This window comes from Microbacterium sp. CFBP9034 (genome assembly GCF_034045255.1).
GTDB lineage: Bacteria > Actinomycetota > Actinomycetes > Actinomycetales > Microbacteriaceae > Microbacterium.
The window spans coordinates 2,041,614-2,068,088 of record NZ_JAXCWC010000001.1; the positions used below are offsets into that span (position 1 = coordinate 2,041,614).

The 26,475-nt window shown below is 70.2% G+C and carries 20 protein-coding genes; 16 read left to right on the plus strand and 4 right to left on the minus strand.

The features are described from left to right. Positions 1–9 precede the first annotated feature (9 nt). On the minus strand, positions 10–771 hold the full coding sequence (ppgK, locus tag SOM19_RS09385; protein WP_320486252.1) for a polyphosphate--glucose phosphotransferase: 762 nt from the start codon (positions 769–771) through the stop codon (positions 10–12). Between the two features lie 100 nt (positions 772–871). Here ppgK and SOM19_RS09390 point away from each other — a divergent pair, with 100 nt between their 5' ends. The 4 genes from SOM19_RS09390 to SOM19_RS09405 all read left to right on the plus strand — a co-directional run bounded on the left by SOM19_RS09390 (position 872) and on the right by SOM19_RS09405 (position 6,509). Further along, the gene (locus SOM19_RS09390; RefSeq protein WP_320486253.1) at positions 872–1,099 is read left to right on the plus strand and encodes an SPOR domain-containing protein; all 228 of its coding nucleotides are present in this window, start codon (positions 872–874) and stop codon (positions 1,097–1,099) included. A 39-nt stretch (positions 1,100–1,138) separates the two neighbouring features. Further along, positions 1,139–2,476 carry a type I glutamate--ammonia ligase gene (gene glnA / locus SOM19_RS09395; RefSeq protein ID WP_320486254.1) on the plus strand — a complete coding sequence of 446 codons (1,338 nt, stop codon included), beginning with the start codon at positions 1,139–1,141 and terminating at the stop codon, positions 2,474–2,476. Between the two features lie 15 nt (positions 2,477–2,491). Next, entirely contained in the window at positions 2,492–5,494 is a 3,003-nt protein-coding gene (locus tag SOM19_RS09400; RefSeq protein WP_320486255.1) for a bifunctional [glutamine synthetase] adenylyltransferase/[glutamine synthetase]-adenylyl-L-tyrosine phosphorylase, read from the plus strand. Positions 5,495–5,645: 151 nt separating this feature from the next. Beyond that, a complete protein-coding gene (locus SOM19_RS09405) occupies positions 5,646–6,509 on the plus strand; it encodes a hypothetical protein (RefSeq protein ID WP_320486256.1) in 864 nt (287 codons plus the stop codon). 256 nt (positions 6,510–6,765) lie between these two features. On the opposite strand, the gene SOM19_RS09410 is transcribed toward SOM19_RS09405, so the two are convergent. After that, positions 6,766–8,244, minus strand: a complete 1,479-nt coding sequence (locus tag SOM19_RS09410) for an amidohydrolase family protein (RefSeq protein WP_320486257.1) — start codon at positions 8,242–8,244, stop codon at positions 6,766–6,768. A gap of 117 nt (positions 8,245–8,361) precedes the next feature. On the opposite strand from SOM19_RS09410, the gene SOM19_RS09415 reads away from it, so the two are divergent. From SOM19_RS09415 to SOM19_RS09465, 11 genes are all read left to right on the plus strand, one after another. Beyond that, positions 8,362–9,750 carry a serine hydrolase domain-containing protein gene (locus tag SOM19_RS09415; protein WP_320486258.1) on the plus strand — a complete coding sequence of 463 codons (1,389 nt, stop codon included), beginning with the start codon at positions 8,362–8,364 and terminating at the stop codon, positions 9,748–9,750. A 95-nt stretch (positions 9,751–9,845) separates the two neighbouring features. Then, positions 9,846–11,447, plus strand: a complete 1,602-nt coding sequence (locus SOM19_RS09420) for an ABC transporter substrate-binding protein (RefSeq protein WP_320486259.1) — start codon at positions 9,846–9,848, stop codon at positions 11,445–11,447. A gap of 58 nt (positions 11,448–11,505) precedes the next feature. Then, positions 11,506–12,501, plus strand: a complete 996-nt coding sequence (locus SOM19_RS09425) for an ABC transporter permease (RefSeq protein WP_320486260.1) — start codon at positions 11,506–11,508, stop codon at positions 12,499–12,501. A gap of 1 nt (position 12,502) precedes the next feature. Next, a complete protein-coding gene (locus SOM19_RS09430) occupies positions 12,503–14,407 on the plus strand; it encodes a dipeptide/oligopeptide/nickel ABC transporter permease/ATP-binding protein (protein WP_320486261.1) in 1,905 nt (634 codons plus the stop codon). Further along, complete coding sequence (locus SOM19_RS09435; RefSeq protein ID WP_320486262.1) at positions 14,404–15,171, plus strand: ABC transporter ATP-binding protein; 768 nt, start codon at positions 14,404–14,406, stop codon at positions 15,169–15,171. The genes SOM19_RS09430 and SOM19_RS09435 overlap by 4 nt, the downstream gene beginning before the upstream one ends. Beyond that, positions 15,168–18,605 (plus strand): serine hydrolase, encoded by a 3,438-nt coding sequence (locus SOM19_RS09440; RefSeq protein WP_320486263.1) that lies wholly within the window; start codon positions 15,168–15,170, stop codon positions 18,603–18,605. Before SOM19_RS09435 ends, SOM19_RS09440 begins: the two co-directional genes overlap by 4 nt. Next, the gene (locus SOM19_RS09445) at positions 18,602–19,729 is read left to right on the plus strand and encodes a M20 family metallopeptidase (RefSeq protein WP_320486264.1); all 1,128 of its coding nucleotides are present in this window, start codon (positions 18,602–18,604) and stop codon (positions 19,727–19,729) included. The genes SOM19_RS09440 and SOM19_RS09445 overlap by 4 nt, the downstream gene beginning before the upstream one ends. Further along, positions 19,726–20,538: a GNAT family N-acetyltransferase gene (locus tag SOM19_RS09450; RefSeq protein ID WP_320486265.1), complete on the plus strand. Its 813-nt coding sequence runs from the start codon at positions 19,726–19,728 to the stop codon at positions 20,536–20,538. Before SOM19_RS09445 ends, SOM19_RS09450 begins: the two co-directional genes overlap by 4 nt. After that, positions 20,535–21,638 carry an o-succinylbenzoate synthase gene (gene menC, locus SOM19_RS09455; RefSeq protein WP_320486266.1) on the plus strand — a complete coding sequence of 368 codons (1,104 nt, stop codon included), beginning with the start codon at positions 20,535–20,537 and terminating at the stop codon, positions 21,636–21,638. The genes SOM19_RS09450 and menC overlap by 4 nt, the downstream gene beginning before the upstream one ends. 16 nt (positions 21,639–21,654) lie before the next feature. Further along, on the plus strand, positions 21,655–23,334 hold the full coding sequence (locus SOM19_RS09460; RefSeq protein WP_320486267.1) for a PucR family transcriptional regulator: 1,680 nt from the start codon (positions 21,655–21,657) through the stop codon (positions 23,332–23,334). A gap of 13 nt (positions 23,335–23,347) precedes the next feature. Next, on the plus strand, positions 23,348–23,563 hold the full coding sequence (locus SOM19_RS09465; RefSeq protein WP_320486268.1) for a hypothetical protein: 216 nt from the start codon (positions 23,348–23,350) through the stop codon (positions 23,561–23,563). A gap of 110 nt (positions 23,564–23,673) precedes the next feature. Here SOM19_RS09465 and glnA (SOM19_RS09470) read toward each other — a convergent pair whose 3' ends face one another. Then, a complete protein-coding gene (glnA, locus tag SOM19_RS09470) occupies positions 23,674–25,098 on the minus strand; it encodes a type I glutamate--ammonia ligase (RefSeq protein WP_320486269.1) in 1,425 nt (474 codons plus the stop codon). 133 nt (positions 25,099–25,231) lie between these two features. On the opposite strand from glnA (SOM19_RS09470), the gene SOM19_RS09475 reads away from it, so the two are divergent. Further along, the gene (locus tag SOM19_RS09475) at positions 25,232–25,624 is read left to right on the plus strand and encodes an RDD family protein (RefSeq protein WP_320486270.1); all 393 of its coding nucleotides are present in this window, start codon (positions 25,232–25,234) and stop codon (positions 25,622–25,624) included. A 40-nt stretch (positions 25,625–25,664) separates the two neighbouring features. Here the strand turns inward: SOM19_RS09475 and SOM19_RS09480 are convergent, their stop codons facing one another. Further along, positions 25,665–26,375 (minus strand): DUF4191 family protein, encoded by a 711-nt coding sequence (locus tag SOM19_RS09480; RefSeq protein ID WP_320486271.1) that lies wholly within the window; start codon positions 26,373–26,375, stop codon positions 25,665–25,667. Positions 26,376–26,475 lie beyond the last annotated feature (100 nt).

A 26,475-nucleotide genomic window follows, 5' to 3' on the forward strand; every position in this document is an offset into this window, starting at 1 on the left:
GGTCCGGGCTCAGCCGAGCGCGAGCGCGGCGGCCCCGATGATTCCCGCGTTGTTGCGGTGCACGGCGGGCACGATCGGCGTGTTGAGCTTCAGCAGCGGCAGGAACTGATCGGCGTGCTTGGAGACGCCGCCGCCCACCACGAAGAGGTCGGGGCTGAAGAGGAACTCGATGTGGCTGTAGTACCACTGCAGTCGCGCCGCCCACTGCTCCCACGTCAGGGCCTCGCGCTCCATGGCGGAGTATGCGGCGTAGGCCTCGGCATCCTTCTTGTGCTTCGCACGATGGACGTGGCCGAGCTCGGAGTTGGGAACGAGAACGCCGTTGTAGAGCAGCGCCGAGCCGATCCCGGTGCCGAGCGTCGTCAGGATGGTGAGGCCGGGCTTGTCCTTCGCCGCCCCGTAGCGGACCTCCGCGACGCCGGCGACGTCGGCGTCGTTCGCGAAATGGATGTCACGGCCGAGACCTTCTTCGAAGAACTTCTCGGCTTCGAATCCGATCCACTTCTCCGAGACGTTTGCCGCGGACAGCGTGCGACCTCTCTTCACGATGGCCGGGAACGCGACACCGAGCGGGATCGCGTCGCCGGTGACCCCGAGCGTCGCGAGCACCTCGGTGACGGCGCGGAGCACGTCCTGGGGTTCGGCGCCGGCGGGCGTCGCGACCTTGATGCGATCGCTGATGAGCTGGCCGCGCTCGAGATCGACCAGTCCTGCCTTGATCCCCGTGCCGCCGATGTCCACGCCGACGGCGCGTGTCGCCTGAGAAGCCATGCGCCCACCCTATCCAGCCGGCCGGGCGCCAGCGGGTCGAAGCCGTCAGTAGGATCGAGCCGAGGCCACCGCCGGCCGATCGGACTCCGAGGAGCACACCGTGACGAGCGACAGCGAGAAGTACTGGTACAACTTCAAGACGGGTGGGGTCGAGAAGGGCTACGAGTCGCCGGCGATCGATCGTGCGGGCCCGTTCGAGACTCCCGAAGAAGCGGCGAATGCCCCTGAGATCCTGCGCGCCCGGTCGCGTGCCTGGGCCGAGGACGAAGCCCGCGACGACTCCTGGGGCGGCGGTGGGGCGTCCGGTGAGGCTCGCGACGACCAGTAGTCTGGCTACGGCCGGATCGGGCACCCCGGAGAGGATGCGATGGACAAGCAGCGTGACTTCGTTCTGAGGACGATCGAGGAACGGGGAGTGAAGTTCGTCCGGCTGTGGTTCACCGACGTCATCGGCACCCTCAAGTCGGTCGCCATCGCCCCGGCCGAGGTCGAAGGAGCGTTCAGCGAGGGCCTCGGCTTCGACGGCTCCGCCATCGAAGGACTGACGCGCTCGTACGAGTCCGACCTGCTGGCGCACCCCGACCCCACGACGTTCCAGATCCTGCCGTGGCGCGGCGAGATCGACCCGACCGCGCGCATGTTCTGCGACATCACGACGCCCGACGGGCAGCCCGCCGTGGCCGATCCGAGGCACGTCCTCAAGCGCACCCTCGCGAAGGCCGCCGACGCTGGGTTCACGTTCTACACGCACCCCGAGATCGAGTTCTACCTGCTGAAGTCGTCGTCCTTCGGCGCCGACGGCCCCGAGCCGGTCGACTCGGCGGGCTATTTCGACAACGTCCCCGGGGGCACGGCGCACGACTTCCGCCGCCGCTCCGTGCGCATGCTCGAGGACCTCGGCATCTCGGTGGAGTTCAGCCACCACGAGGGCGGGCCGGGCCAGAACGAGATCGACCTGCGGTACGCCGACGCCCTGGCGACGGCCGACAACATCATGACGTTCCGCACCGTCGTCAAGGAGGTGGCGATCGAGCAGGGCGTGTACGCGACGTTCATGCCCAAGCCCCTCGGCGGGAAGCCCGGCAGCGGCATGCACACGCACATGTCGCTGTTCGAGGGCGACGTGAACGCGTTCTATGAAGAGGGCGCGCAGTACCAGCTCTCGAAGGTGGGCCGTCAGTTCATCGCGGGGCTTCTCCGCCACGCGAACGAGATCGCAGCGGTGACCAATCAGTTCGTCAACTCGTACAAGCGGCTGTGGGGCGGCGACGAAGCGCCCAGCTTCATCACGTGGGGCCACAACAACCGCTCCGCGCTCGTGCGCGTCCCCATGTACAAGCCCAGCAAGGGCCAGTCCTCGCGCGTCGAGTACCGTGCCCTCGACTCCGCCGCCAACCCCTACCTCGCCTACGCGCTCATGCTCGCGGCAGGTCTCAAGGGCATCGAAGAGGGCTACGAGCTGCCGCCGGAGGCCGAGGACAACGTCTGGTCGCTCACGGACGCCGAACGCCGCGCGCTCGGCTACGCGCCCCTGCCCGCGAGCCTCGATCACGCGCTGGAGTACATGGAGGAGTCCGAGCTGGTCGCCGAGACGCTCGGGGAGCAGGTCTTCAACTACGTGCTGCTCAACAAGCGCCGCGAGTGGCAGGAATACCGCTCGCAGGTGACCCAGTTCGAGCTCAAGAGCAATCTCGAGATGCTCTGATCCGTCAGCCGTCGCATGTCCGCGAGCGAACGGTCCAGCTCTCTCACCCTTCTCGCGCGCCTCGGCTTCAGCCGCCTCCGCGACGCTGACGCGCTCCTCGCCGAACTCGAGGCGGATGCCGCGCTCCCGCGCGACGTGCTGATCTCGGGCGCCGCGATCGCGGCGGATCCCGACGAAGCACTCGGCGCGCTCGCCCGCATCGCGCGCCGGGACGCCGCGGCGGTCAAGAGCCTCTCGGGCGACGCGCGCGGCTGGAAGTCGCTGTGGGCGCTCCTGGGCGCTTCTACGGGGTTCGCGGACTTCTTCCTCCGCCAGCCGGGCGAACTGGCCCACCTCGCCGGGGCAGGCCTCTCGCTCCCGTCCTCGGGTGAGCTGCGCGATGCGCTGCTGGACTCCGTCGGAGCGGTCGACGGGTTCGCGGCCGTCGGCGACGAGTCCGCGTGGGTCGCCCTCCGCGTGCGCTATCGGCGGATGCTGGCCCGCATCGCCGCCTTCGACCTTCTGAGCGCCTCCGCCGTGGACCAGGTGGCGCCGGTGGCGGCACGACTGGCGGATGCCGCGGGCGCCGCGCTGGAGGCATCCCTCGCCGTCGCGCGTACTCGAGTGTCGGGCGGGGCCGCCGGAGCAGGCCTGTTCCCCCGCGAGGAGGTCGCGCAGGCGAAGCTGGCCGTCATCGGCATGGGAAAGACCGGCGCGAGGGAGCTGAACTACGTCAGCGACGTGGATGTGATCTTCGTCGCCGGGGGCGACGAGAACGCGCCGGAGCCCATCAGCGAGAGCCGGGTCGTCGACATCGCGACACGCCTGGCGGTGCAGACCATGCGCGGCATCTCGGGCATCGAGGCCGAGCCGCCGCTGTGGGAGGTCGACGCCAACCTCCGGCCCGAGGGGAAGCAGGGAGCGCTCGTCCGGACGCTGGAGTCCCACCTGGCCTACTACCAGCGCTGGGCGAAGAGCTGGGAGTTCCAGGCGCTCCTCAAGGCGCGCCACATCGCCGGCGATGTCGAGGTCGGGGAGGCGTACGTCGCCGCGGTGCAGCCGAAGGTGTGGACGAGCGCGGCGCGCGAGAACTTCGTCGACAGCGTGCAGCGCATGCGCGAGCGCGTCACCGAGCACATTCCGGCCGCCGAGGTGCCGTACCAGCTGAAGCTCGGCCCCGGCGGGATCCGCGACATCGAGTTCACCGTCCAGCTGCTGCAGCTCGTGCACGGCCTGTCCGACGACCGCATCCGTCAGCGGGGGACGCTGGAAGCGCTCGACGCCCTCGTCGCCGAGGGCTACATCGGCAGGTCCGACGCCGCCGCCTTCTCGCGGGACTACCGGGTGCTGCGCCTGCTCGAGCACCGGGTGCAGCTTCGCCATCTCCGACGCACGCATCTGATGCCGGAGCGGCCCGAGGAGCGGCGGGTTCTGGCGCGCGCCACGGGTCTCGTCGACACGGCCGACGGCGTGTGGGAGCTGTGGGAGTCGGTCAAGCGCGAGGTCCGCGACATCCATGTGCGGCTGTTCTATCGTCCCCTGCTCTCGGCAGTCGCCGCGCTTCCGGCCGAGGAGCGGGTGCTGTCCACCGCGCAGGCGCATGACCGTCTCGCGGCCATCGGATTCGCCGACCCCGCGGGCGCCCTGCGGCACATCGCCGCGCTGACGAGCGGGCTCAGCCGCAAGGCGACGATCCAGCGCCACCTCATGCCCGTGATGATCAGGTGGTTCGCCGACGGCGTCGACCCCGACTTCGGGCTGCTGGCGTTCCGCCGGCTGAGCGAGCGGCTGGGGGACACCCCCTGGTTCCTGCGGATGCTGCGGGACTCGTCCGCTGCGGCTGAGAGCCTCACCCGGGTGCTGTCGGGCTCGCGGTACATCGGGGAGCTCATGGAGTGGATCCCGGAGTCCGCCGCGTGGCTCGACGACGGCGAGCTGCTGCGACCGCGCTCGGGTGTCGCCCTGCAGCAGGAGGCGCGTGCGATCCAGGCGCGTCACGGCTCCGTCGAAGACGCCATGCGGTCGGTCCGAGGACTGCGCCGGCGGGAGCTGCTGCGCACCGCGATGTCGGCGATCATCGGGACGGTCACGATCGAGGAGCTCGCCGAGGCGCTCACCACGATCACCGACGTCACCATTCAGGCCACCCTCCGAGCGGTGCGCCCCACGATCGTGCCGCCCGAAGACGACGATCTGGACTTCTCCGTCATCGCGATGGGCCGCTTCGGTGGCCGCGAGCTGGGCTTCGGCTCCGACGCCGACGTGATGTACGTCTACCGTGCGAACAGCGTCGATCCGCAGCGCGCGCATGACCTCGCCGTGAAGCTCGTCGCCGCGCTCCGGAAGCATTCGGAGGACCACCGCGTGCCGCTCGACCTCGACGCGGACCTCCGCCCCGAAGGCCGCAGCGGCCCGATCGTCCGCTCGCTGGACTCGTACGCGGAGTACTACCGCCGGTGGTCGCTGTCGTGGGAGGCTCAGGCCCTGCTCCGCGCCCGTGGCGTGGCGGGAAGCGTGAAGCTCAACCGGGCCTTCATGGAGCTGGCCGACCAGGTGCGCTACCCCGCGTCCGTGGACCAGCAGGCACTTCGGGAGATCCGGCGCATCAAGGCCCGCGTCGAGAGTGAGCGCCTGCCCCAGGGCGTGGATCCCGCGCGTCACCTCAAGCTCGGACCGGGTTCGCTCAGCGACGTGGAATGGCTGGTGCAGCTGCTGCAGCTCGAGCACGCCCACGCCGTCCCGGGGATGCGGACGACGTCGACCCTCGGTGCGCTCCGCGCGGCGCGCGACGCCGGCCTCGTCCCGTCGCTCGCCGTGGAGCGGCTGAGCGAGGCGTGGCGCCTGGCGAGCCGGCTGCGGTCGGCGAACACGCTCCTGTCCGGGCAGACGAGCGACGTGCTTCCGGTCGACCGCAAGCGGCTCGACGGGATCGGCCGCCTTCTCGAGTACCCCCCGCGCTCGGCGACGCAGGTCGAGGAGGACTATCTCGGCACGACGCGTCGGGCTCGACGCATCTTCGAGAAGCTCTTCTACGGCTGAGCAGGGCAGCGCGGAGCGACGCCGCAGGGGGCTTTTGCGGTCCCGAATAGGGGAGGATGATCGGCGATGCCGGGGTGCTGGGGCTGAAGGAGGCGCTACGGCTCGGCTGCTCCGCGCCGCATCGACGCGGTTCTCGATCTAGGGGTACGCCATGTCTCGTCTCACTCATACTTTCGCGGCCGCAGGGGCGGCAGCACTGCTCGTCGTAGCGGCTTTCTCGGCCGGTGCCGCGGCCGCTCCGGCGCCGCAGTCAGCACAGGCGCCGGCGTTGGCGCCCGCTGTGGACCCCAAGCCCCCCGACCCGGACGCGAAGCGCAGCGAGGGCGATGTCAGTACCAACGCCGTGCTCAGTCCGTCGGCCGCGGAGATGCAATACGTCGCCATCACCCCCTGCCGCGTGGTCGACACCCGCTCCGGCGGAGGGCGGTTCAGCAACGGGACAACGCGGTCGTACTACGTGGGCGGCACGTTCGGGTTCGCGCCGCAGGGTGGCACCACCGGCGGGTGCGGCATCCCTGAGGGTGCTGTCGCAGTCGCCGCAACGGTCCTCGCGCTCAATCCGTCAGGACCCGGCCGCATCAAGGCATGGCCGGCGGGTGTCGCGGAGCCTGGAGCGAACGTGCTGTACTACGGTTCGGAGAGTCTCGGCGCGGGCACGACGCTGACCCTGCGGCCCGGAGCAGGGACCGACCTCACGGTCAAGAACTACAACGCGTCGACCGACGTCATCCTCGACATCAACGGGTACTACCTGCCCCAGATGTGGGCGTACATCAGCACCTCGGGCGCGGTGCTGGATCAGTCGGGCCGGCTCCTCTCCGCGACAAACGACTCCGCCGGAACCTACACCCTCGTGTGGGATCGCGACGTCAGCGTCTGCGTCGGCACAGCGAACTCGGACATCTCGGGATACATCGCGAGCGTTTACACGTCGACGAACATCTCCTACGTCTACATCGACGACAACGCCGGGAATGCATCGAACTACTGGTTCAACGTCTTGATCAGTTGCTGACCCCTCCGGTGCGGCGTCCGTTCGCAAGCCGGCCCGGTGCAGACGAAAGGGCCCCGGTCTCCCGGGGCCCTTTTGCGGTTGAACAGGCTCAAACGCCGTAGTACAGCTCGAACTCGAACGGGTGCGGGCGTGCGGCCAGCGGCTTGATCTCGTTCTCGATCTTGTACTCGATCCAGTTCTCTATCAGCTCGGGCGTAAAGCAGTCGCCGCCTTCCGGCCGAGAAGCGGGAGCTGCTGCGCACCGCGATGTCGGCGATCATCGGGGCTCGCCGCGCACCGCCCTGCCCGAATAGGCGCTCTGGTCGAGCTCGCCGTTCCGGATGACGAAGGTGCCGCCCACGACGAGATGGCGCACTCCGCTCGACACACGCACGGGGTCGGCTGCGGTGGCGTTGTCGGTGAGCGCGGCGGGATCGATCACCACGAGGTCCGCGTCGCTCCCCGCCTCGAGCCGGCCCTTCGCCCTCATGGCGGGAGCCACTTCGTCGAGCACTCGGGCCGGCAGGTACGAGCAGCGCCGGAACGCCTCGACCCAGTCCCACATCCCGTGCTCCCGAACCATGAGCCGCAGGCTGCGGGCGAACGTGCCCGCGGTCCGCGGGTGGGTGGACGCTCCGGCCGGCAGCGGCCACTCGCGAGTGTCGGTGCGGCCGTCCTCCCACTCGACCGGCATCGCGTCGCTCGCGACGATCGAGTCGGGAAAGGCGAGCGCGCGGCGCAGCCGGGCGCGGTCCGCCTCATCCCGCTCGTCGAGGAACTCCACGAAACAGGTCGCCGCGGGGTCGAGGGCGCGGACCTCGGCCAGTCTCCGCTCGTCGGCGATCCGCTCTCCGCTGCCGAGCATGACGATGCTCGACGGTGACAGGCCCGTGGCACGAAGGCGATCCGGTGCGAGGAATGCGGCGCCGACGCTGGTGGCGCCCATGCCGTACGGGTACGCCTCGAGGGTGACGCGCGATCCGGCCGAGCGGGCCGATTCGAGGTTCTCGAGGACGCGATCGACGTGTCGTCGCGACGTGCTGTTCACGTGGCAGTGGTGCATCGCGGCGCCGGTCTCGGCCGCCGCGATCGTGACCTCGCGCGACCCGTCGACAGGCGTCGTCGGGTCGAGCTCGACGATCTCCCGCACGTGGGTGAACGTGGGCGCGCCTGCACGAGCGGCAAGGCGGGCGACGGCGAGGTACTCGGCGGGGTCGGATCGCGGGGCGTAGCCGAGCAGAACGCCGATCCCGAGCGCGCCGGCGGAGAGCTCTCCCTCGAGCAAGCGCAGCCACGCCGAGAGTTCCCGCGGCGAGGAGCTGCGCTGCCACTCCGCGATTCCCAGGAGCGCCGCGGAGTCGTGGAACTGCGCGGTCGGCGTGACACCGGCCAGCACCTGGCCGCGCGCATCGGCCCAGGAGGCGGAGAAGCCGTAATTGAGCACTCTCCCAGCTGCCGCAGCCTCGGCGTAGGCGACGTCGATGGGCATGAGCCCGGCCTCGAGATCGAGCGTCGTCGTCACGCCGTCGAACGCCTGAAGCCGCTGACCGGCGATGGAGTGCACGTGGCTGTGCAGATCGACGAAACCCGGTCCGATGATCATCCCCGTGACGTCGACGATCGTCGCGTCGGCGATGGAGACGTGCTCGGTCGACACCGACTCGACCCGTCCGGCCCGCACCACGACGTCGGCGATGGTCGCGGTGCGAGCGGCGGGGTCGATGACGCGGCCACCGCGGAGGATCGTCGTACTCATTGCAGTCCATCCTTCTGGTGAGGCGGGAGGCAAACTTGTCCTGCAGAACAACATCGTCCTCCGATGTCTGTCCGATCCTACGAACTCGTCGACCACGGTCGTTCTTAGGGTGAGGGAATGCGGACCCCCGAAGACATTGCCACGTTCCTCCAGACCGATTTCGCCCGTCTTGTCGCCGAGCGCGGCGTGCCAGGAGCCGTGATCGCCGTGCTCAAGGACGGCGAGATCGTCGATGCCGCCGCCGGCGTGCTCAGCACGAGGACCCAGGTCGAGGCGACGCCCGACTCGGTGTTCCAGATCGGCTCCGTCACCAAGGTCTGGACGACGACGCTCGTCATGCAGCTCGTCGACGACGGGCTGCTCGACCTGGACGTGCCGCTGCGCCAGTACCTGCCGGTCTTCCGGATCGCGGACGAGGCATCCGCCTCCGCCATCACCACCCGCCACCTGCTGAGCCACATGGGCGGGTTCGAGGGCGACGTGTTCACCGACACCGGCCGGGGCGACGACGCCATCGAGAAGTACCTCGAGCACGTCGCCGACCTTCCGCAGGTGTTCGCGCCCGGCGAGTTCTTCTCCTACAACAACGCCGCGTTCAGCGTGCTCGGCCGCCTCGTCGAGGTGCTCCGCGGCAAGACGTGGGAGGCGGCGCTCATGGAGCATCTCGTCGCCCCTCTCGGACTCACGCACGTCGCGCCGAGCGCCTACGAGGCGATTCTGTTCCGTGCCGCGGTCGGCCACATGGGGCCCGGCGAAGACGGGGTGGAGACTCCGGCGCCGGTGTGGGCGCTCGCCAAGTCGAACGAGCCGGCCGGGTCGATGCTCGCCATGCGCCCGAGGGACCTCGTGACGTTCGCCCAGATGCACCTCGACGGCGGAGTCGCCTCCGACGGCACCCGCGTGCTGTCCGAGGCATCCGTGCGGGCCATGCAGGAGAAGCAGGTCTCTCTGCCCCGCCTCACCGGCATGGGGGATGCGTGGGGCCTCGGCTGGGAGATCCTCGTCGACGGCGACCCCACCGTGATCGGCCACGACGGCGGCACCATCGGCCAGTCGGCGTTCCTCCGGGTCATCCCCGATGCGGGCCTCGTCGTCGCGATGCTCACCAACGGCGGCGACGTGATGGGCCTCTTCGACGACGTCGTGAAGCCCATCGTGAAGGATGCCTCGGGCGTCGAGCTGCACGGATTCCCGAAGCCTCCCGCGGAGGCGTTCCCTGTGGACGCCGCGCCGCTCCTGGGGTTCTACTCGAACTCGACGTTCGACATGACGATCAGCGTCGACGAGGACGGCGCGGTCTGGCTCGACAGCACACCCAAGGGGATCATGGCCGAGATGGGTCAGAAGCCCGAGCACGTTCAGCTGATCGGTCTCGGCCCGGACTCGCTCATCGCGCTCGAGCCGACGATGAAGGAGATGCACGTCGTGTACTCCTTCTTGGGCGAGGACGACCGCGGCCGCCGCACGCACCTCCACTACGGCCGGGCGCTCTCGCGCGCGGACTGACGCCCGTCGTCGCCCCGCGCATCGCGTCCCGCTCTGTCTCCACCGCATCACAGCGCCATCCCCCCGCACCACCGACCAGCAGAAGAGAGACCCGCATGAACTCGTTCACGAGGCCAGCCCTGGCCGCCACGACGGCCATCGTCGCCGTAGCCGCCCTCGCCGGATGCGCCGGAGGAGGCACCGGAGGGGGTGCGACCGGCGATGCATCGGAGTACGTCGAAGACGGCACTTTCACGCTCTCGCTGGTCGCCGACCCGGGCGCGCTCGACCCGCAGGCCTCGGCCGTGAGTGCGCTCTTCCAGCTCAGCGCCTTTGCCTACGACGCCCTGGTCTCGCTCGACGAGAACGGCGACATCCAGTCGCAGCTCGCCAAGGAGTGGACGTTGGAGGGCGATACCGTCACGCTGACGCTCAACGACGGGATCACCTGCTCGGACGGCTCGGAGTTCACGGCGGAGACGGCCGCGGAGAACCTCGCCTGGGTCTCCGACCCCGCGAACCAGAGCCCGTTCCTCGGATCGTTCTTCCCCGCCGGCGCGACGACGGCGGCGGACGGCAGCACGGTGACCATCACACTGGCCGGTCCCGCGCCGTTCGTCCTCCAGGGTCTGTCGAATGTGCCCATGGTGTGCGAGGCAGGGCTCGCCGACCGCACGCAGCTGACGAGCGCGACCCTCGGCACGGGGCCGTACGTGCTGACCGAGGCGGTGCAGAACGACCACTACACCTACGAGGTCAACGAGGACTACACCTGGGGCCCCGGCGGCGCCACCACCGATGAGAAGGGTCTGCCCGCCACCGTGGTCGCCCGCATCATCCCCAATGAGACGACGGCGGCGAACCTGGTGATGTCGGGCGAGGTCAACGCGGCCGCCATCGTCGGACCCGACGCGCAGCGGCTCGAGGCCGCCGGCCTCTTCTCGCAGACCGTTGAGGCCCTGCTCGGCGAGCAGTGGTACAACCAGAACGACGGCCACGTCACCAGCGACCCCGCGGTGCGCATGGCGCTGACGCAGGCACTCGACCTCGGCGAGCTGCAGAAGGTCGTCACCGGCGACGCGGGCGGCCCGGCCACGCGACTCACGGTGGTGCCCCCGTCTGCCTGCGACTACGACTCCGTGAGCGGCAACGTGCCGGAGACCGACGTCGAGGCGGCCAAGGCCGCGCTCGAGGAGGCAGGCTGGGCCGAAGGGTCCGACGGCGTCCGCGAGAAGGACGGCCAGAAGCTCGCGCTCTCGTTCCTCTACGCGAACACGCTCGGCGCGGGCGGCACCTCCGGTGCGGAGCTGGCGGTCCAGACGTGGGAGGAGATCGGCGTCCAGGTGACGGCCACCCAGAACGACTCGTCCACTCTCACCGGCGCACTCTTCGGCACGGGGGATTGGGACATCGCGTGGGTGCCGCTGAACGTCAGCAACCCCGACCAGGTCATCGGGTTCGTCTCGGGCCCGGCGTCGCCCGAGGGCACGAACTTCGCGGGGATCGAGAATGCCGACTACGACGCCGGTGTCGCCGAGGCCATGACGCTCCCGGGCACCGAGGGCTGCGATACGTGGGCCGCCGCCGAGAGTGCGCTGTTCCAGGCCGCGGACGTGGTTCCCTTCGCCAACAGCGGGGTGCACACGTTCGGCAAGAACGCCGAGTTCACCATGATCGACACGATCATCCCCTCCAGCATCCGCGTCATCGCGGGCTGAGCTCCGACATCCACCTCCGCGCGCGCCGGGCGACCGTCGCAGGAAGGACCCCGCAGTCATGACGTCAGCAGTCGCCCTGTCCACGGGGGAGGTGCGCCGCGCCCGCGATCATCGCTGGCTCCGGTTCATCGCCCGACGGTCGGGGCGGCTGCTGGTGTCGCTCTGGGTGCTGGTGACCGCGGCCTTCCTGATGATCCACCTCATCCCGGGCGATCCGGTCCGGGCGGCACTCGGCCCCACGGCCTCGGCCGAGCTCGTCGAGGCGAAGCGCGAGTCGCTCGGACTGAACGACCCGCTGATCGTGCAGTACGTCGACTACCTCAAGGGCGTCCTCACGGGCGACTTCGGCACCTCGATCCAGTCGGGGCTCCCGGTCGCCGACGTGATCGCGGTGCGGCTGCCCGCCACCGCGAGCCTGGCCATCCTGGCGTTCCTCTTCGCCATCGTCGTCTCGGTGCCGATCGGCGTCGCTGTCGCCGTGGCGACGAGGCGGGGCCGGGGACGCAAGCTCGAGCTCGGCTTCGCGTCGGGGAGCATCTTCGTCTCGGCGATTCCCGACTTCCTCCTCGGAGTGGCGCTGGTCGCGGTGTTCGGGGTGACCCTCGGGTGGCTGCCCATCGCCGGCCGCAGCGGTCCCGAGTCGTACATCCTCCCCGTCATCGCGCTCTCGCTCGGCTCAGCGGCGGTGCTCGCACGCATCGTCCGCGTCGAGATGCTTGGCGTGCTCGACGCCGACTTCGTGCGCACCGCGCGGGCGAAGCGCCTGCCCGCGTGGCGGATCCACATGAGCCACGCGCTGCCGAACGCCGTGACCGCCACGCTCACCCTTGCGGGGCTCCTCCTTGGCTCGCTCGTCGTCGGCACGGTCCTGGTCGAGAACGTCTTCGCGTGGCCGGGGCTCGGCTCGACCATCGTCTCGGCGATCCAGACCAAGGACTACCCCATGGTCCAGGCCACGGTCCTCGTCTACGGCGCGGGCGTCCTCATCATCAACACGGTCGTCGACGCGGTGCTCGCCGCGCTCGATCCCCGTACGACCGTGGCGGAGAACTGACATGCGCGCCGTGCGCCGCACCCTCTCGACCCCGCTCGGGGCGACCGCCGCCACGCTGCTGGCGATCGTCCTGCTGACCGCGATCTTCGCGCCGATCCTGTGGGGCGAGCAGGCCGATGCGATCGACACCGACAACATCCTCGCCGGGCCTTCGGCCGAGCATCCGATCGGGACGGACGGCCTGGGGCGCGACCTCCTGCTGCGTGTCCTCGTCGCCACGCGCCTGTCGATCGTGCTCGCGCTCACGGCGACGCTCGTCGCCGTGACGGCGGGACTGATCCTCGGCGTCGCGCCGTACCTCCTCGGCCGCGCCGGAAGGTCGGTGACGTGGCTCGTCGGAATCGCAGTCGCTTTCCCCGCGCTGCTCCTCGCCCTCTTCTTCGCCGTGATCTTCGGGACCGGCTGGGTCGGCGCGACGATGGCGATCGGTCTGGCCGGGGCTCCCGGATTCGGCCGCCTCTGCCAGACCCTCGTCGCGGGGATCGCCGGGCGCGACTTCGTCGCCGCCGCGCGCATCGGCGGGGTCGGCCGGTTCCGCGTCCTCTTCCGCCACATAATGCCCAACATCGGCGAGCCGCTGATCGTGAACGCGACGATCGGCGCCGGTGGTGCGCTGCTCGCGTTCGCGGGGCTCTCGTTCCTCGGCCTGGGCGTGCAGCCCCCCGAGTACGACTGGGGCCGCCTCATGATGGAGGGGCTGTCCGGCATCTACATCAATCCCTTCGCGGCGCTCGCCCCGGGTCTGGCGGTCGTGATCGCCGGACTCGCCTTCAACCTCGTGGGCGAGGCGGCCGCTCGCGCGCTCGGACTGGAGTCGACCAGCGTGGTCGCGAAGCTCGCCGCGGTGCAGCCCAGGAAGGCGGTCACGTCCTCCGTCGCCGTCGCCGACGACGAGGTGCTGTCGGTGCGCGACCTCACCGTGACGTTCCCCGGTGCGCACGGCCCGGTGTCGCCCGTGCGCGGCGTCTCGTTCTCGCTGCGGGCCGGCGAGGTCGTCGGCATCGTCGGCGAGTCGGGATCGGGCAAGTCGCTGACGGCCCTCTCGATCGCGCAGCTCGTCGAAGAACCGGGAGTCGTGGATGCCCAGACCCTGCGTTTCGTGGGGACCGAGCTGCTCGATGGCGATCCTGCCGACCACCGGCGCCTCCTCGGCACCTCGCTCGCGATGGTGTTCCAGGACCCGATGACGAGCTTCAACCCCACCAAGCGAATGGGCGGTCAGCTCGCCGAGGTCTCCAGACACCACCACGGCATGACCCGCCGTCAGGCCCACGCGCGGGCCGTCGATCGCCTCGCAGCGGTACGGATCGCCGAGCCCGAGAAACGGGCGAGGCAGTATCCCCACGAGTTCTCGGGCGGCATGCGCCAGCGGGCGATGATCGGCATGGGGCTCATGGGCAGCCCGAAGCTCATCATCGCCGACGAGCCGACGACGGCTCTCGATGTCACGGTCCAGCAGCAGGTGCTCGACCTGCTCAAGGCGATCCGCGACGACGAGGATGTCGCCATCCTGCTGATCAGCCACGACGTGTCGGTTGTCGCCGAGATCTGCGACCGCGTGCTGGTGATGTACGCCGGACGCATCGTCGAGGACCTCCCCAGCTCCCAGCTCGCTCACGCGCGGCACCCGTACACCCGGGCCCTGCTCGCGGCGGTGCCCCACATGGAGACCGACCTCGGCAAGCCCCTGACCACGGTTCCCGGCCGTCCCGTCGACCCCGCGCACGTGCCGGAGGGATGCGCCTTCGCCGCACGGTGCCCGCTCGCCGACGCGCACTGCCGCGTGGTCGACCCGGCACTGGTGACGGATGCTGCGGGCAGCCGCGTCGCCTGCTGGCACGCCGGAGAGCCCCTGCCCCTTCGTGTCGTCGAACCGGCGCGCGACACCGAGGAGGTCGTCGTATGAGCGAGTTGCGATTCGAGGGGATCACGGTGCGCTTCGGCACGGGCCGTGCGGCGATGACGGCCGTGGACGACGTGAGCCTCACTGTGCCCGACGGCGAGGTCCTGGGTCTCGTGGGGGAGTCGGGCTCGGGCAAGTCCACCATCGCGCGCGCAGCGGTCGGGCTCATCCCCGTCCAGGAGGGACGCATCCTCCTGGGCGGCCGGCCCATCGACGTGCGCCACGGGCGCCGCCCGCTGCAGATGGTCTTCCAGGACCCGTATTCGTCCCTGGACCCGCGCATGACCATCGGCGCCAGCGTCGCGGAGATCCTGCCCCAGGGGCTCAGCCGCGCGAGCCGGCGGGCCGAGGTCGAGCGTCTGCTCGACCTCGTGCACATCGATCCCGCGCGGACGGGCTCCTACCCGTCGCAGCTGTCGGGCGGTCAGCGGCAGCGCGTCGCCATCGCCCGAGCGCTCGCCGGCCGACCCGAAGTGCTCATCGCCGACGAGATCACCTCGGCCCTCGACGTCTCGATCCAGGGGGCGATCCTCAACCTGGTGCGCGAGCTCCAGACCGAGCTCGGGCTGTCGATGCTGTTCATCTCGCACAACCTCGCGGTCGTCCGCTACGTCGCATCGCGTGTCGCCGTGATGCGCGGCGGACGCATCGTCGAGGAGGGCCCGACCGCCGACGTGCTGGCCGACCCGCAGCACGACTACACCAGAGAGCTCCTGGCCGCCATCCCCGGCCGGATTCCGTCCATCGAGCAAGGAGAGCACCTGTGACCCGCAGACTGCGTATCGACGACCTGGCCGCACTCACCGTTCCGAGCCAGCCGACGCTGTCTCCCGATGGCACCCGCGTCGCGTACGTGCTGGGAGGCATCGACCTCGACGCGGACCGGCCCACCAGTTCGCTGTGGCTGACGGCGCGCGGGCACGCACCTCGGCGCCTCACCCGGGGCGCGGCCGACAGCGCGCCCGTCTTCTCCCCCGATGGGGGGACGCTCGCGTTCCTGCGCGACGGCCAGCTGTGGACCCTGCCCGTCTCGGGCGGGGAGGCGGAGCAGCGCACGCACCTGCCGATCGCCGCCGGCGACGCGGTGTGGAGCCCCGACGGAACCTCCATCGCGTTCTCCGCCCCGGTCGACCTGTTCGCGGGAGCCGGCGAGTCGGACGACGACCGCTCGAAGCGCGGCAGCGGCCCGGTCGTGATCGACGAGGTCGGCTACCAGGCGGACGGCACAGGGTTCCTCCGCGGCGTGCGGATGCAGATCCACGTGCTCGACGTCGCGTCCGGTGACGTTCGGCAGCTCACCGACGCCGACGCGCACGCGTCGAGCCCGGCGTGGTCGCCGGACGCCTCGCGGCTCGCCTTCGTGGCGAAGCCGAAGGGCGTCGACGACCTCACGTTCCGCGCAGCCGTGCACGTGATCGACCCGGCCGACCCGGCTGCGCCGGCGAAGGTGGTCGCGTTCGCGGACGGCGCGGCGGCGACCGTGGGCTACACGCCCGACGGAACCAGCATGGTCGTCGCCGGCTGGAAGGGCGAGCCCACCGGCATCGCCCGGCTGTACCGCGTCGACGTGGCGACCGGCGAGAGCATCGAGCTCGCAGCATCCCTCGACCGCAACATCATGCCGGGCGGTCCCGGCTATCCGGGCGGCGTCCCGCAGGTCTCCGGGTCAGGCGAGGTCGTCTTCGCAGCGCGAGACCGCGGCTGCACGCACCTGTTCGCCGTGCCGCTCGCGGGCGGCCGGCCGCGCCTCGTGCACGGCGGCGACGGCAACGTGGTCGCGGGGCTGTCGGTGGCGGGGGATGCCGCGGCCATCGCGCTCGCCACGCCCACGTCCTTCGGCGAGATCGTCCTCCTCGACCTCGCCTCGGGCGAAGAACAGGTGCTGACGGCCCACGGCTCCGCGCCCGACGACGTCGAGCTCTTCGTCCGCGAGTCGCGCGAGTTCGAGATCAGCGACGGGATCACGGTCCAGGGCTGGCTGCTGAGCGACCCCGATCGCGACCCCGCGGCGGGCCCGTCCCCGCTGCTCGTCGACGTGCACGGCGGACCGCACAACGCGTGGAACGGCGCCGTCGACGACATGCACCTGTACCACCAGGAGCTGGTGGCCCGAGGGTGGACCGTCCTCATGCTGAACCCGCGCGGCAGCGACGGCTACGGCGAGGAGTTCTTCACCGCCGTCAACGGCAGGTGGGGCGAGGTCGATGCCAAGGACTTCCTCGAGCCGGTCGACCGGCTCGTGGCCGAGGGCGCCGCCGACCCGAAGCGCCTGGCGCTCACCGGCTACAGCTACGGCGGATTCATGACCTGCTACCTCACGAGCCGCGACGACCGATTCGCGGCCGCCGTCGCGGGTGGCGTGGTCAGCGACCTGACCAGCATGGGCGGGACGACCGACGAGGCCCACCTGATGAACGTCTTCGAGATCGGCGCGATGCCGTGGAAGCCCGAAGACCGCGAGCGCCTCGCCGCCATGTCGCCGTACGCGAAGGTCGACCAGGTGCACACGCCCACGCTCGTGCTGCACGGCGGCGCCGACGTCCGATGCCCGGTGGGGCAGGCGCAGCAGTGGCACTACGCGCTGCGTGAGCGGGGCATCCCGACCCGACTCGTGCTCTACCCCGACGGCAGCCACCTGTTCCCGCTGACGGGCACCCCGAGCCACCGGATCGACTACAACACCCGTGTGGTGGAGTGGGTCGAGCAGTACGCGGCGGATGCCACGGGCCCCCGCCCCGCGGCGATCGACGCCGCACACTGGCAGCGCCGGCTCGACGCGCTCGCCTCGCTGCACAAGGTGCCGGGCGCGCAGCTCGGCATCCTGAGGCTGAGCGACGGTCGCGCCGACGACGTCGTGACCGCCGCCCACGGCACGCTGAACAAGAACATCGCCACGGGTGCGCCCGTGACGAAGGACTCGATCTTCCAGATCGGCTCGATCTCGAAGGTGTGGACCGCCAGTGTCGTCATGCGGCTCGTCGACGACGGCAGGATCGCGCTCGACACGAAGGTCAAGGACATCATCTCCGGGTTCCGGCTGAGCGACGACGAGCTCACCGACGGGATCACCGTGCGGCACCTCCTGACCCACACGAGCGGCCTCGACGGCGACGTCTTCACCGACACCGGCCGCGGAGACGACTGCATCGAGAAGTACGTCGACCTGCTCGACACGGCCGGCAAGAACCATCCGCTCGGCGCAACGTGGTCGTACTGCAACTCGGGCTACTCGATCCTCGGGCGCATCATCGAGGTCGTCACGGGCAAGACGTGGGATGCCGCGATGAGCGAGCTCCTCTACCAGCCGCTCGGCCTGACCCACACCGTCACGCTGCCGGAGGACGCCATCCTCTATGGCGCGGCGGTCGGGCACGTCGACGTCGAGGGCGATCAGATCGTCACGCCCGCCTGGCTGCTGCCGCGCGGAATCGGACCCGCCGGGCTCATCACGGCGCGCGCCGAGGATGTCCTCGCGTTCGCCCGCCTGCACATGGCGGGCGGCGTCGCAGCCGACGGCACCCGGATCCTGCGGGAGGAGACCGTCGCCGAGATGCAGGCGTTCCAGGCTGAGGTGCCCGACAAGCACATCCTCGGCGACTCCTGGGGCCTGGGGTGGATCCGCTTCGACTGGAACGGGGAGCGCCTGTACGGGCACGACGGCAACACGCTGGGACAGGCGGCGTTCCTCCGCATCCATCCCGGTTCCGGGGTCGCCGTCACGCTCCTCACGAACGGCGGTCACACGCACGACTTCTACGAGGACCTCTATCGCGAGATCTTCGCGGAGCTGTCGGGCCTCGACATGAAGCATCCCGTCGCGGTCCCAGACGCGCCGGTCGAGGTCGACGTCGCGCCGTTCGTCGGAACGTACGAGCGCGCCTCCGTGCGCATGGAGGTGCTCCAGGCCGAGGACGGGCCGCGTCTGCGCACCACGTTGCTCGGCCCGCTGGCCGAGCTCGAGCCGAACCCGGTCGACGAATACCCGCTCGTCGCGCTCGACGATCACCTCTTCGCGGTGCGCCCCCCCGGGACGCAGACCTGGATCACCGTCACGTTCTACTCGCTGCCGACGGGGGAGGAGTACGTCCACTTCGGTGCCCGCGCGACTCCGAAGATCTCGGGCGAGGTTGCGGGGCCGGAGACCGGTGAGGCGACGGAGGACGCTGCGGAGACGCTGGAGAAGGTGGCGGTCTCGGCATGATCACCGTCCCCGCCGAGGTCACGGCGGACACGCTCGTCGGCACTGTCCGGCGCCTCGTCGAGTGCGAGTCGCCCTCCGCCGATCGAGCCGCGGTGGCGCGCTCCGCCGCCGCCGTCGCGGCCATCGGGGGGGAGATCCTCGACCGCGATCCGGAGTGGATCGTCGTCGACGGCGTCACGCATCTTCGCTGGCGCTTCGGGGCGGAGACACGGGTGGTGGTGCTCGCGCACCACGACACCGTGTGGCCGCTCGGCACGCTGGGGAGGATCCCGTTCGCTGTGCACGACGGGATCCTCTCCGGCCCGGGATGCTTCGACATGAAGGCCGGGCTGGCGATGGCGTTCCACGCCGTCGCGGGGCTCGCCGATCGGGACGGCGTCACGATCCTGGTGACCGGCGACGAGGAGATCGGCTCGCCGAGGTCACGGGAGCTCATCGAAGACACCGCTCGCGGGGCTCGCGCCGTGCTCGTGCTCGAGGCGTCCGCCGATGGCGGATGCCTGAAGCTCGAGCGCAAGGGGGTCTCGCTCTACGAGCTGGTGGTGGACGGGCTCGCAGCCCATGCGGGGCTCGAGCCCGAGAGGGGCGTGAATGCGACCGTCGAGCTCGCCCACAAGGTGCTCGCGGTGGCCTCGCTCGCGGACCCCGCGATCGGCACGTCGGTGACCCCGACCGTCGCGGGGTCCGGCTCCACCACCAACACCGTCCCCGCGCGAGCGTCGCTCTGGGTCGACGTGCGTGCGCGGACCGCGGGCGAGCAGGAGCGGGTGGATGCCGCACTCCGTGCGCTCGAGCCGGTGACTCCGGGCGCGGTCCTCGAGGTGCGCGGGGGCATCAACCGTCCGCCGCTCGAGGCCACGGCATCCGCCAGCCTCTTCCTCCGTGCGCAGGCGAATGCCGCGCGCCTCGGGCAGGCGCCGTTGGACGGCGTCGCGGTCGGGGGTGCGAGCGACGGGAACTTCACCGCCGGCATCGGCGTGCCGACCCTCGACGGCCTGGGAGCCGTCGGCGGGGGCGCCCACGCCGAGCACGAACACGTCGTCGTCGCCGAGCTCGCCCCTCGCACGCGACTGCTGACCGCGCTCATCCACGAGCTCGCGGCCGATGAGCAGGGGGACTCATGACCGATCTGATGTTCGCCGACGCCGCCGTCACGACCGCGGTGTCCGCCGCGGAGAGCGCGGCGCAGACGGCCGGGGTTGAGGTGCGCGAGATCGTCGGCATCTCGGAGCAGGCGGAGGTCGTCCGGCTGCTGTCGAGCATCTGGGGACGCAGCCCTGACAATCCGCCGGTGCCGCCCGAGCTGCTGCGCGCGTTCGGAAAGGCGGGCAACTACATCGCGGGGGCGTTCGCCGGTTCCGAACTCGTCGGAGCGACGGTGGCGTTCCACTCGACTCCCGAACGACGTGCACTGCACAGTCACATCGCGGGGGTCACCGCTTCCCACGTCGGTCGCTCGGTCGGATTCGCCATGAAGCTGCATCAGCGCGGCTGGGCCCTCGCCCGTGGAATCGACGCGATCGAGTGGACGTTCGACCCGCTCGTCGCCCGCAACGCCCATTTCAACGTCGCGAAGCTCCGGGCGCGCCCCGTGGAGTACCTGACGAACTTCTACGGCGAGATGGGGGATGCGATCAACGGCGACGATGAGACCGACCGGCTGCTGGTGCGCTGGGAGCTGCGTGACGGCGAGGTCGAGGCCGCGGCGGCCGCGCACCCGATCGTCGTCGACGCCTCGGGTCCCCGGTACGTCGCCATCGCGGTGCCGCCCGACATCGAGCGGCTTCGTGCCGACGATCTCGCGAGCGCGCGGCTGTGGCGGCGCCGCGTGCGTGAGCAGTTCACCGCGCTGCTCGGCGCCGGCGGGCAGGTCGTCGGCTTCGATCGGTCCGCGGGGTACGTCGTGCGGCTCGCAGACGGAGGCATCCGTTGAAGGTCGAGGGCTTCGAGCTTCGGCGGGTGGCGATGCCGCTCGTCTCGCCGTTCCGCACGTCTTTCGGGACGCAGACGGCGCGCGACATCCTGCTGGTGAGAGCCGTGACGGATGCCGCGGAGGGCTGGGGCGAGTGCGTCACGCTTCCTGACCCCGTCTACTCGCCCGAGTACACCGACGGCGCCGTCGACGTCATGAAGCGCTTCTTCATTCCGGCTCTCGCCGCGGCCGGAATCGCGGACGCGACCTCGATCGGAGAGGTGCTCAAGCCGTTCAAGGCGCACCGCATGGCGAAGGCCGCCCTCGAGACCGCGGTGCTGGATGCCGAGCTGCGCGCCGAGGGACGCTCGTTCGCGCGTGAGCTCGGCTCGGTGCACGACTCCGTGCCGTGCGGAGTGTCCGTCGGCATCATGGAGTCGGTGCCGCAGCTGCTCGATGCCGTCGGGGGATACCTCGACGAGGGCTACGCACGCATCAAGCTCAAGATCGAGCCGGGCTGGGACATCCAGGTCGTCCGCGCGGTGCGCGAGCGATTCGGAGACGTGCTGCTGCAGGTCGACGCGAACACGGCTTACACCCTGGGGGATGCCCGCCACCTCGCCAAGCTCGACCCGTTCGACCTGCTCCTCATCGAGCAGCCGCTGGAGGAGGAGGACGTGCTCGGGCACGCCGAGCTCGCCAAGGTCGTCAAGACCCCGATCTGCCTGGACGAGTCGATCACGTCGGCCCAGACGGCCGCGGCGGCGATCCGTCTCGGCGCCACGAGCGTCATCAACATCAAGCCGGGACGTGTCGGCGGCTACCTGGAGGCCCGCCGCATCCACGACCTCGCCACGGCCCACGGCATCCCGGTCTGGTGCGGCGGGATGATCGAGTCGGGCCTCGGCCGCGCCGCGAACCTCGCGCTCGCATCGCTCCCCGGCTTCACGCTCCCGGGCGACGTCTCGGCGAGCGGGCGGTTCTACGAGACGGACATCACCGAGCCGTTCGTGATGCGCGACGGCCGCCTCGACGTGCCCACCGGACCGGGTCTGGGCGTGACCCCCGTCGCCGCGATCCTCGACGAGCTGACCACCGCCGTGGAGTGGGTTCCCGTCTGAAGCTATGCTCCCCATCATGAGTTCGGGCCGCGAGGGGGGACTGGCTCGATCGAGCCTCGGACGCGTGCTCGACGACCTCGGCATCACCCTCCTCGAGGTCGCCCACGGGCGCATCGACCCCGATCGTGACGTCGGCGGAGTCGTCATCCACGATCCGGCCGACGAACCGGTGTATCCATCCGGCGCGATCGTTCTCGGGGTCGGCACACGGGGCGCGGCCGCCCTCGCCGCGCTGCTGGACGACCTCGGCGGTCACGACGTCACGGCACTCGTGGTCCGTTCACCCGTCGAGGTGACGGACGCCGTCCGCGCCGCTGCCGACGCGCAGGGCATCCCGGTCCTGGGACTCGCCCGCGGCGCGACGTGGACCCAGCTCGCGGCGCTCCTGCGCTCGCTGCTCGCCGAGGACGACATCGGCGAGACGCAGGTCGAGTCGCTCGGCGGCCTCCCGTCCGGCGACCTCTTCGCCGTCGCGAATGCGATCGCCTCGCTCATCGACGCCCCGATCACGATCGAAGACCGCTCGTCCCGCGTGCTCGCCTTCTCCGGGCGTCAAGAGGAAGCCGACGCCTCGCGCGCCGAGACGATCATCGGCCGCCAGGTGCCCGCGCGGTATGCCCGTGCCCTCACCGAGATGGGCGTGTTCCGCGACCTCTATCGCGACGATCGGCCGGTCGTGGTCGACCCGATCCGACTCGGTGAAGGGGTGTCGACGCAGCGCATCGCCATCGCCGTCCGCGCGGGCGACGAGGTGCTGGGGTCGATCTGGGCCGCGATGGACGGTCCTCTCACCCCGGAGCGAACGGCGACGCTGCGGGATGCGGCGAAACTCGTGGCACTCCATCTCCTGCGTGTCCGCGCCGGCGCCGACGTGCAGCGACGCCTGCGCGCCGAGCTCGTGGGCACGGCGCTCGAAGGCGGAGCAGGCGCCGGAGACGCCCTCGGCCGTCTGAGTCTCGCCGGCCAGCGCGTGTGCGTCATCGCCGCGGCCCTCGTGTCGGAGTCGCGGGCAGGCTCGCCGCACCCGAATGAGTTCACGATCGCCGAGCGGGAGCGGTTCACCGATGCCCTCGCGGTGCATCTGTCCGCGGTGCAGCACGGGTCGGCGACGGCGCTCGTCGGAGACACGGCCTACGGCTTGCTCCCGGCCGCCGGAGAAGCCGCGGAGGAGCGGTCGGTGCGCGTCGTCGAAGATTTCCTCGAGCGCGTGGGCAGCCGGATGCCCGCCGTCGTCGCCGTGGGTCCGCCCGCGGACGACATCACCGGAATCGCTCGCTCGCGTGCCGCTGCCCTGCGGGTCTTGCGCGTGCTGCGGGAGCCTGCCCCGACCGCCGGGCGCCGCCGCGTCGCCCGCGCCGCCGATGTGCAGACCGAGTCCCTGCTCCTGGAGCTGCGCGACCTCATCGCCGCTCGCGGCGACGAGTTGAGCGGTCCCGTCGGGCGGCTGGTCGAGCACGATCGCCGCGGGGACGGCCGGCTCGTCGACACCCTGCAGGCCTGGCTCGACAACTTCGGCGACATCGGTGCCGCCGCCGCGGCCTCCTTCGTCCACCCGAACACGTTCCGCTACCGGCTGCGGCGGGCCGCGGAGGTGTCGGGAATCGACCTCGCCGATGCCGACGCACGCTTCTCAGCGATGCTCCACCTCAGGATGCTGGGTCGGCTGCCTCCGCCGCGCGCAAAAGCCGCTCGGTGATACGTTGTGCGCCATGCAGAAGCTGTGGGCGCTCGTGATGATCGCCGGCGGTGTGCTCGTCTTCATCGCCATCGCCATCTGGGTCGACGATGGCGACTGCGGGTCTGACAGAGACTGCGGCTACCTGGTGGGGCTCACCATCTGGTTCTGGACTCTCCTCGTCCTGGGTATCGCGGCCCTCATCGCCGGTTTCATCCTGCAGGCGCGTCACCAGCGCAGACCCGACTGACCGACCGGCCGACGGGGACGAAAGAGCCCGCCCCGGCGGACCGGGACGGGCTCTCTCTGACGTTCTGTGGACTCGATGCTCACCGAGCCACGGATTCGTGCGGGCTTCGGCTAGACGCCGTAGTACAGCTCGAACTCGAACGGGTGCGGGCGAGCAGCCAGCGGCTTGATCTCGTTCTCGATCTTGTACTCGATCCAGGTCTCGATCAGCTCGGGCGTGAAGACGCCGCCCGCGAGCAGGAACTCGTGGTCGGCCGCGAGGGCGTCGAGCGAGTCCTGCAGCGAGTTCGGGACCTGCGGGATGTTCTTGGCCTCCTCGGGGGGAAGCTCGTAGAGGTCCTTGTCCACCGGCTCGTGCGGCTCGATGCGGTTCTTGATGCCGTCGAGGCCCGCCATGAGCTGCGCCGCGAAGGCGAGGTAGGGGTTGCCCGAAGCGTCGGGTGCGCGGAACTCGATGCGCTTCGCCTTCGGGTTGGAGCCCGTGATCGGGATGCGCACGGCCGCCGAGCGGTTGCCGGCCGAGTAGACCAGGTTGACCGGGGCTTCGTAGCCCTTGACCAGACGGCGGTAGCTGTTGAGCGTCGGGTTCGTGAAGGCCAGGACGGCGGGGGCGTGCGCGAGCAGGCCGCCGATGTACCAGCGTGCGACGTCGGACAGACCGCCGTAGCCCTTCTCGTCGTAGAACAGCGGCTCGCCGCCGCGCCAGAGCGACTGGTGCGTGTGCATGCCGGAGCCGTTGTCGCCGAACAGCGGCTTGGGCATGAACGTCGCCGTCTTTCCCCACTGCTCGGCCGTGTTCTTGACGATGTACTTGAACTTCAGGATGTCGTCCGCCGCGTGCACCATGGTGTCGAAGCGGTAGTTGATCTCCGCCTGGCCGCCGGTCCCGACCTCGTGGTGGGCGCGCTCCAGGATGAGTCCGGCCTCGATCAGCTTCAGGCTGATGTCGTCGCGCAGATCGGCCTGCTTGTCGACCGGGCTGACCGGGAAGTAGCCGCCCTTGTAGGGGGTCTTGTTGGCGAGGTTTCCGCCCTCTTCCAAGCGCCCCGTGTTCCAGGCGCCTTCCTCGGAGTCGACGCTGTAGAAGCTCGAGTTCTGCTTCACGTCGTAGCGGACGTCGTCGAAGATGTAGAACTCGGCCTCGGGAGCGAAGAAGGCCGTGTCGGCGATGCCGGTGGACTCGAGGTACTTCTCGGCCTTCTTGGCGACCTGGCGCGGATCCTTCGAGTAGATCTCGCCGTTGCGCGGGTTGTAGATGTCGAAGACCATGATGAGGGTCTTGTGCTCGCGGAACTGGTCGACGTAGGCGGTCGAGACATCCGGGATCAGCTGCATGTCGGACTCGTGGATGTTCGCGAATCCACGGATCGAGGAGCCGTCGAAGAGCTGGCCGACCGTGAAGAACTCCTCGTCAACGGTCGAGGCCGGGATGTTGAAGTGCTGCTGCACACCAGGAAGATCCGTGAAACGGATGTCGAGGAACTTGACGTCCTCGTCCTTGATGAACTTGAGCACCTCGGATGAATCTTTGAACATGAAGGCTCCAGAGGTAGGGCATCGGGAACTGCCGCGCGCGTACGCGCTTGCAGTGGACGCTACCCGTGGGGCATTGCCCGGCAGTGACACCATTGTTTCCGGCATGTTACGAGCGCCTGGATACGCTGGGGAGGTGACCCAGAGCGCGCACGAGTACCCCGGTGAACGACTAGGACTGCCCCGGGAGGGCAGCGGATCCATCGGCCGGCTCGGCCGACGCGTCGGAGCCCTGTTCCTCGACTATGGAGCGGCGTACCTGATCTCCGGGTTCTTCGGGTGGGACCCGCTCGCGATCCTCGCGATCTTCGCGGCGATCCAGATCGTCTTCATCCCTACGCTGCAGGGGAGTCCCGGTCATCGGATCTTCGGACTGCGCCTGGTGCGGGCGGACGGAGCGTGGGTCGGCCTGTGGCGGCCCGTTCTCCGCACACTGCTGCTCATCGTCGTCGTTCCTGCGGCGATCTGGGACGTCGACCAGCGGGGCCTTCATGACAAGGCCGCCGGAACGATCCTCCTCCGCGCCTAGCGCAGCCGTCTCCCGCACGCAGGACGGCGGCCCAGGCGGATCAGCGGGGGCGCGGCGCCCGGACCTTGGTGGGGTCGATGCCCTTCGGGATCGGCATGGACGTCAGCGTCTGCGACACCGACTCGATCCGCTTGATCACGGCGGCCATCGTCGCACGGTCGACGGTCTTGGGAAGGGCCTTGATCGTCGGGGCGAGCTTCGCGATCGACACCTCGCCCTCACCGTGCCCGACGTAGAGCACCGTCACCGGCACGCCTGAGGCGACACGCTGGACCTTGGAGCGCTCGTCGTTGACAAGGCGCGTGAGGCGGCCCCGTGCGCCTTCGCCGACGATGACGACGCCGCCGCGTCCGACCGCGCGGTAGACGGCCTCCTGGGTCTTGGGGTTGACGCCCACCGGCATGTCGGCGGCCTGCCACTTGCGGCCGAGCGACGTCGAGAGCACGTGGCCGGCAGCGCCCGGCATCCCGTCGATCTTCTTGTACATCGCATTGGTCGACAGGCGCGTCATGGTCATGAGCCCGGCCAGGATGCCGAGCATGAGCCCCGTCACACCCCAGAGCACGACGCTCCACGGGGCGACCGGCGGGATGAGGAAGCCCACACCGACGCCGGCGGCGATACCGAGGATCAGCACGCCGACCAGGAGCCATGGCAGCCAGGGGAATGCCTGGTGCGTGAACGTGTAGAGGGTGCGGAGCTGGGAGAAGAACCCGGGGCGCTTCTCGGGTGCGGAAGTGCGAGCGGCCATGGGGTCCAGCCTACCTTTCCGAGGGGCATGACATCCGCTCCTCCCCAGGCGCCGGGGCCGCGATCTCGTGCACCGAATCGTGCAACCTCCGTCGTCGCGA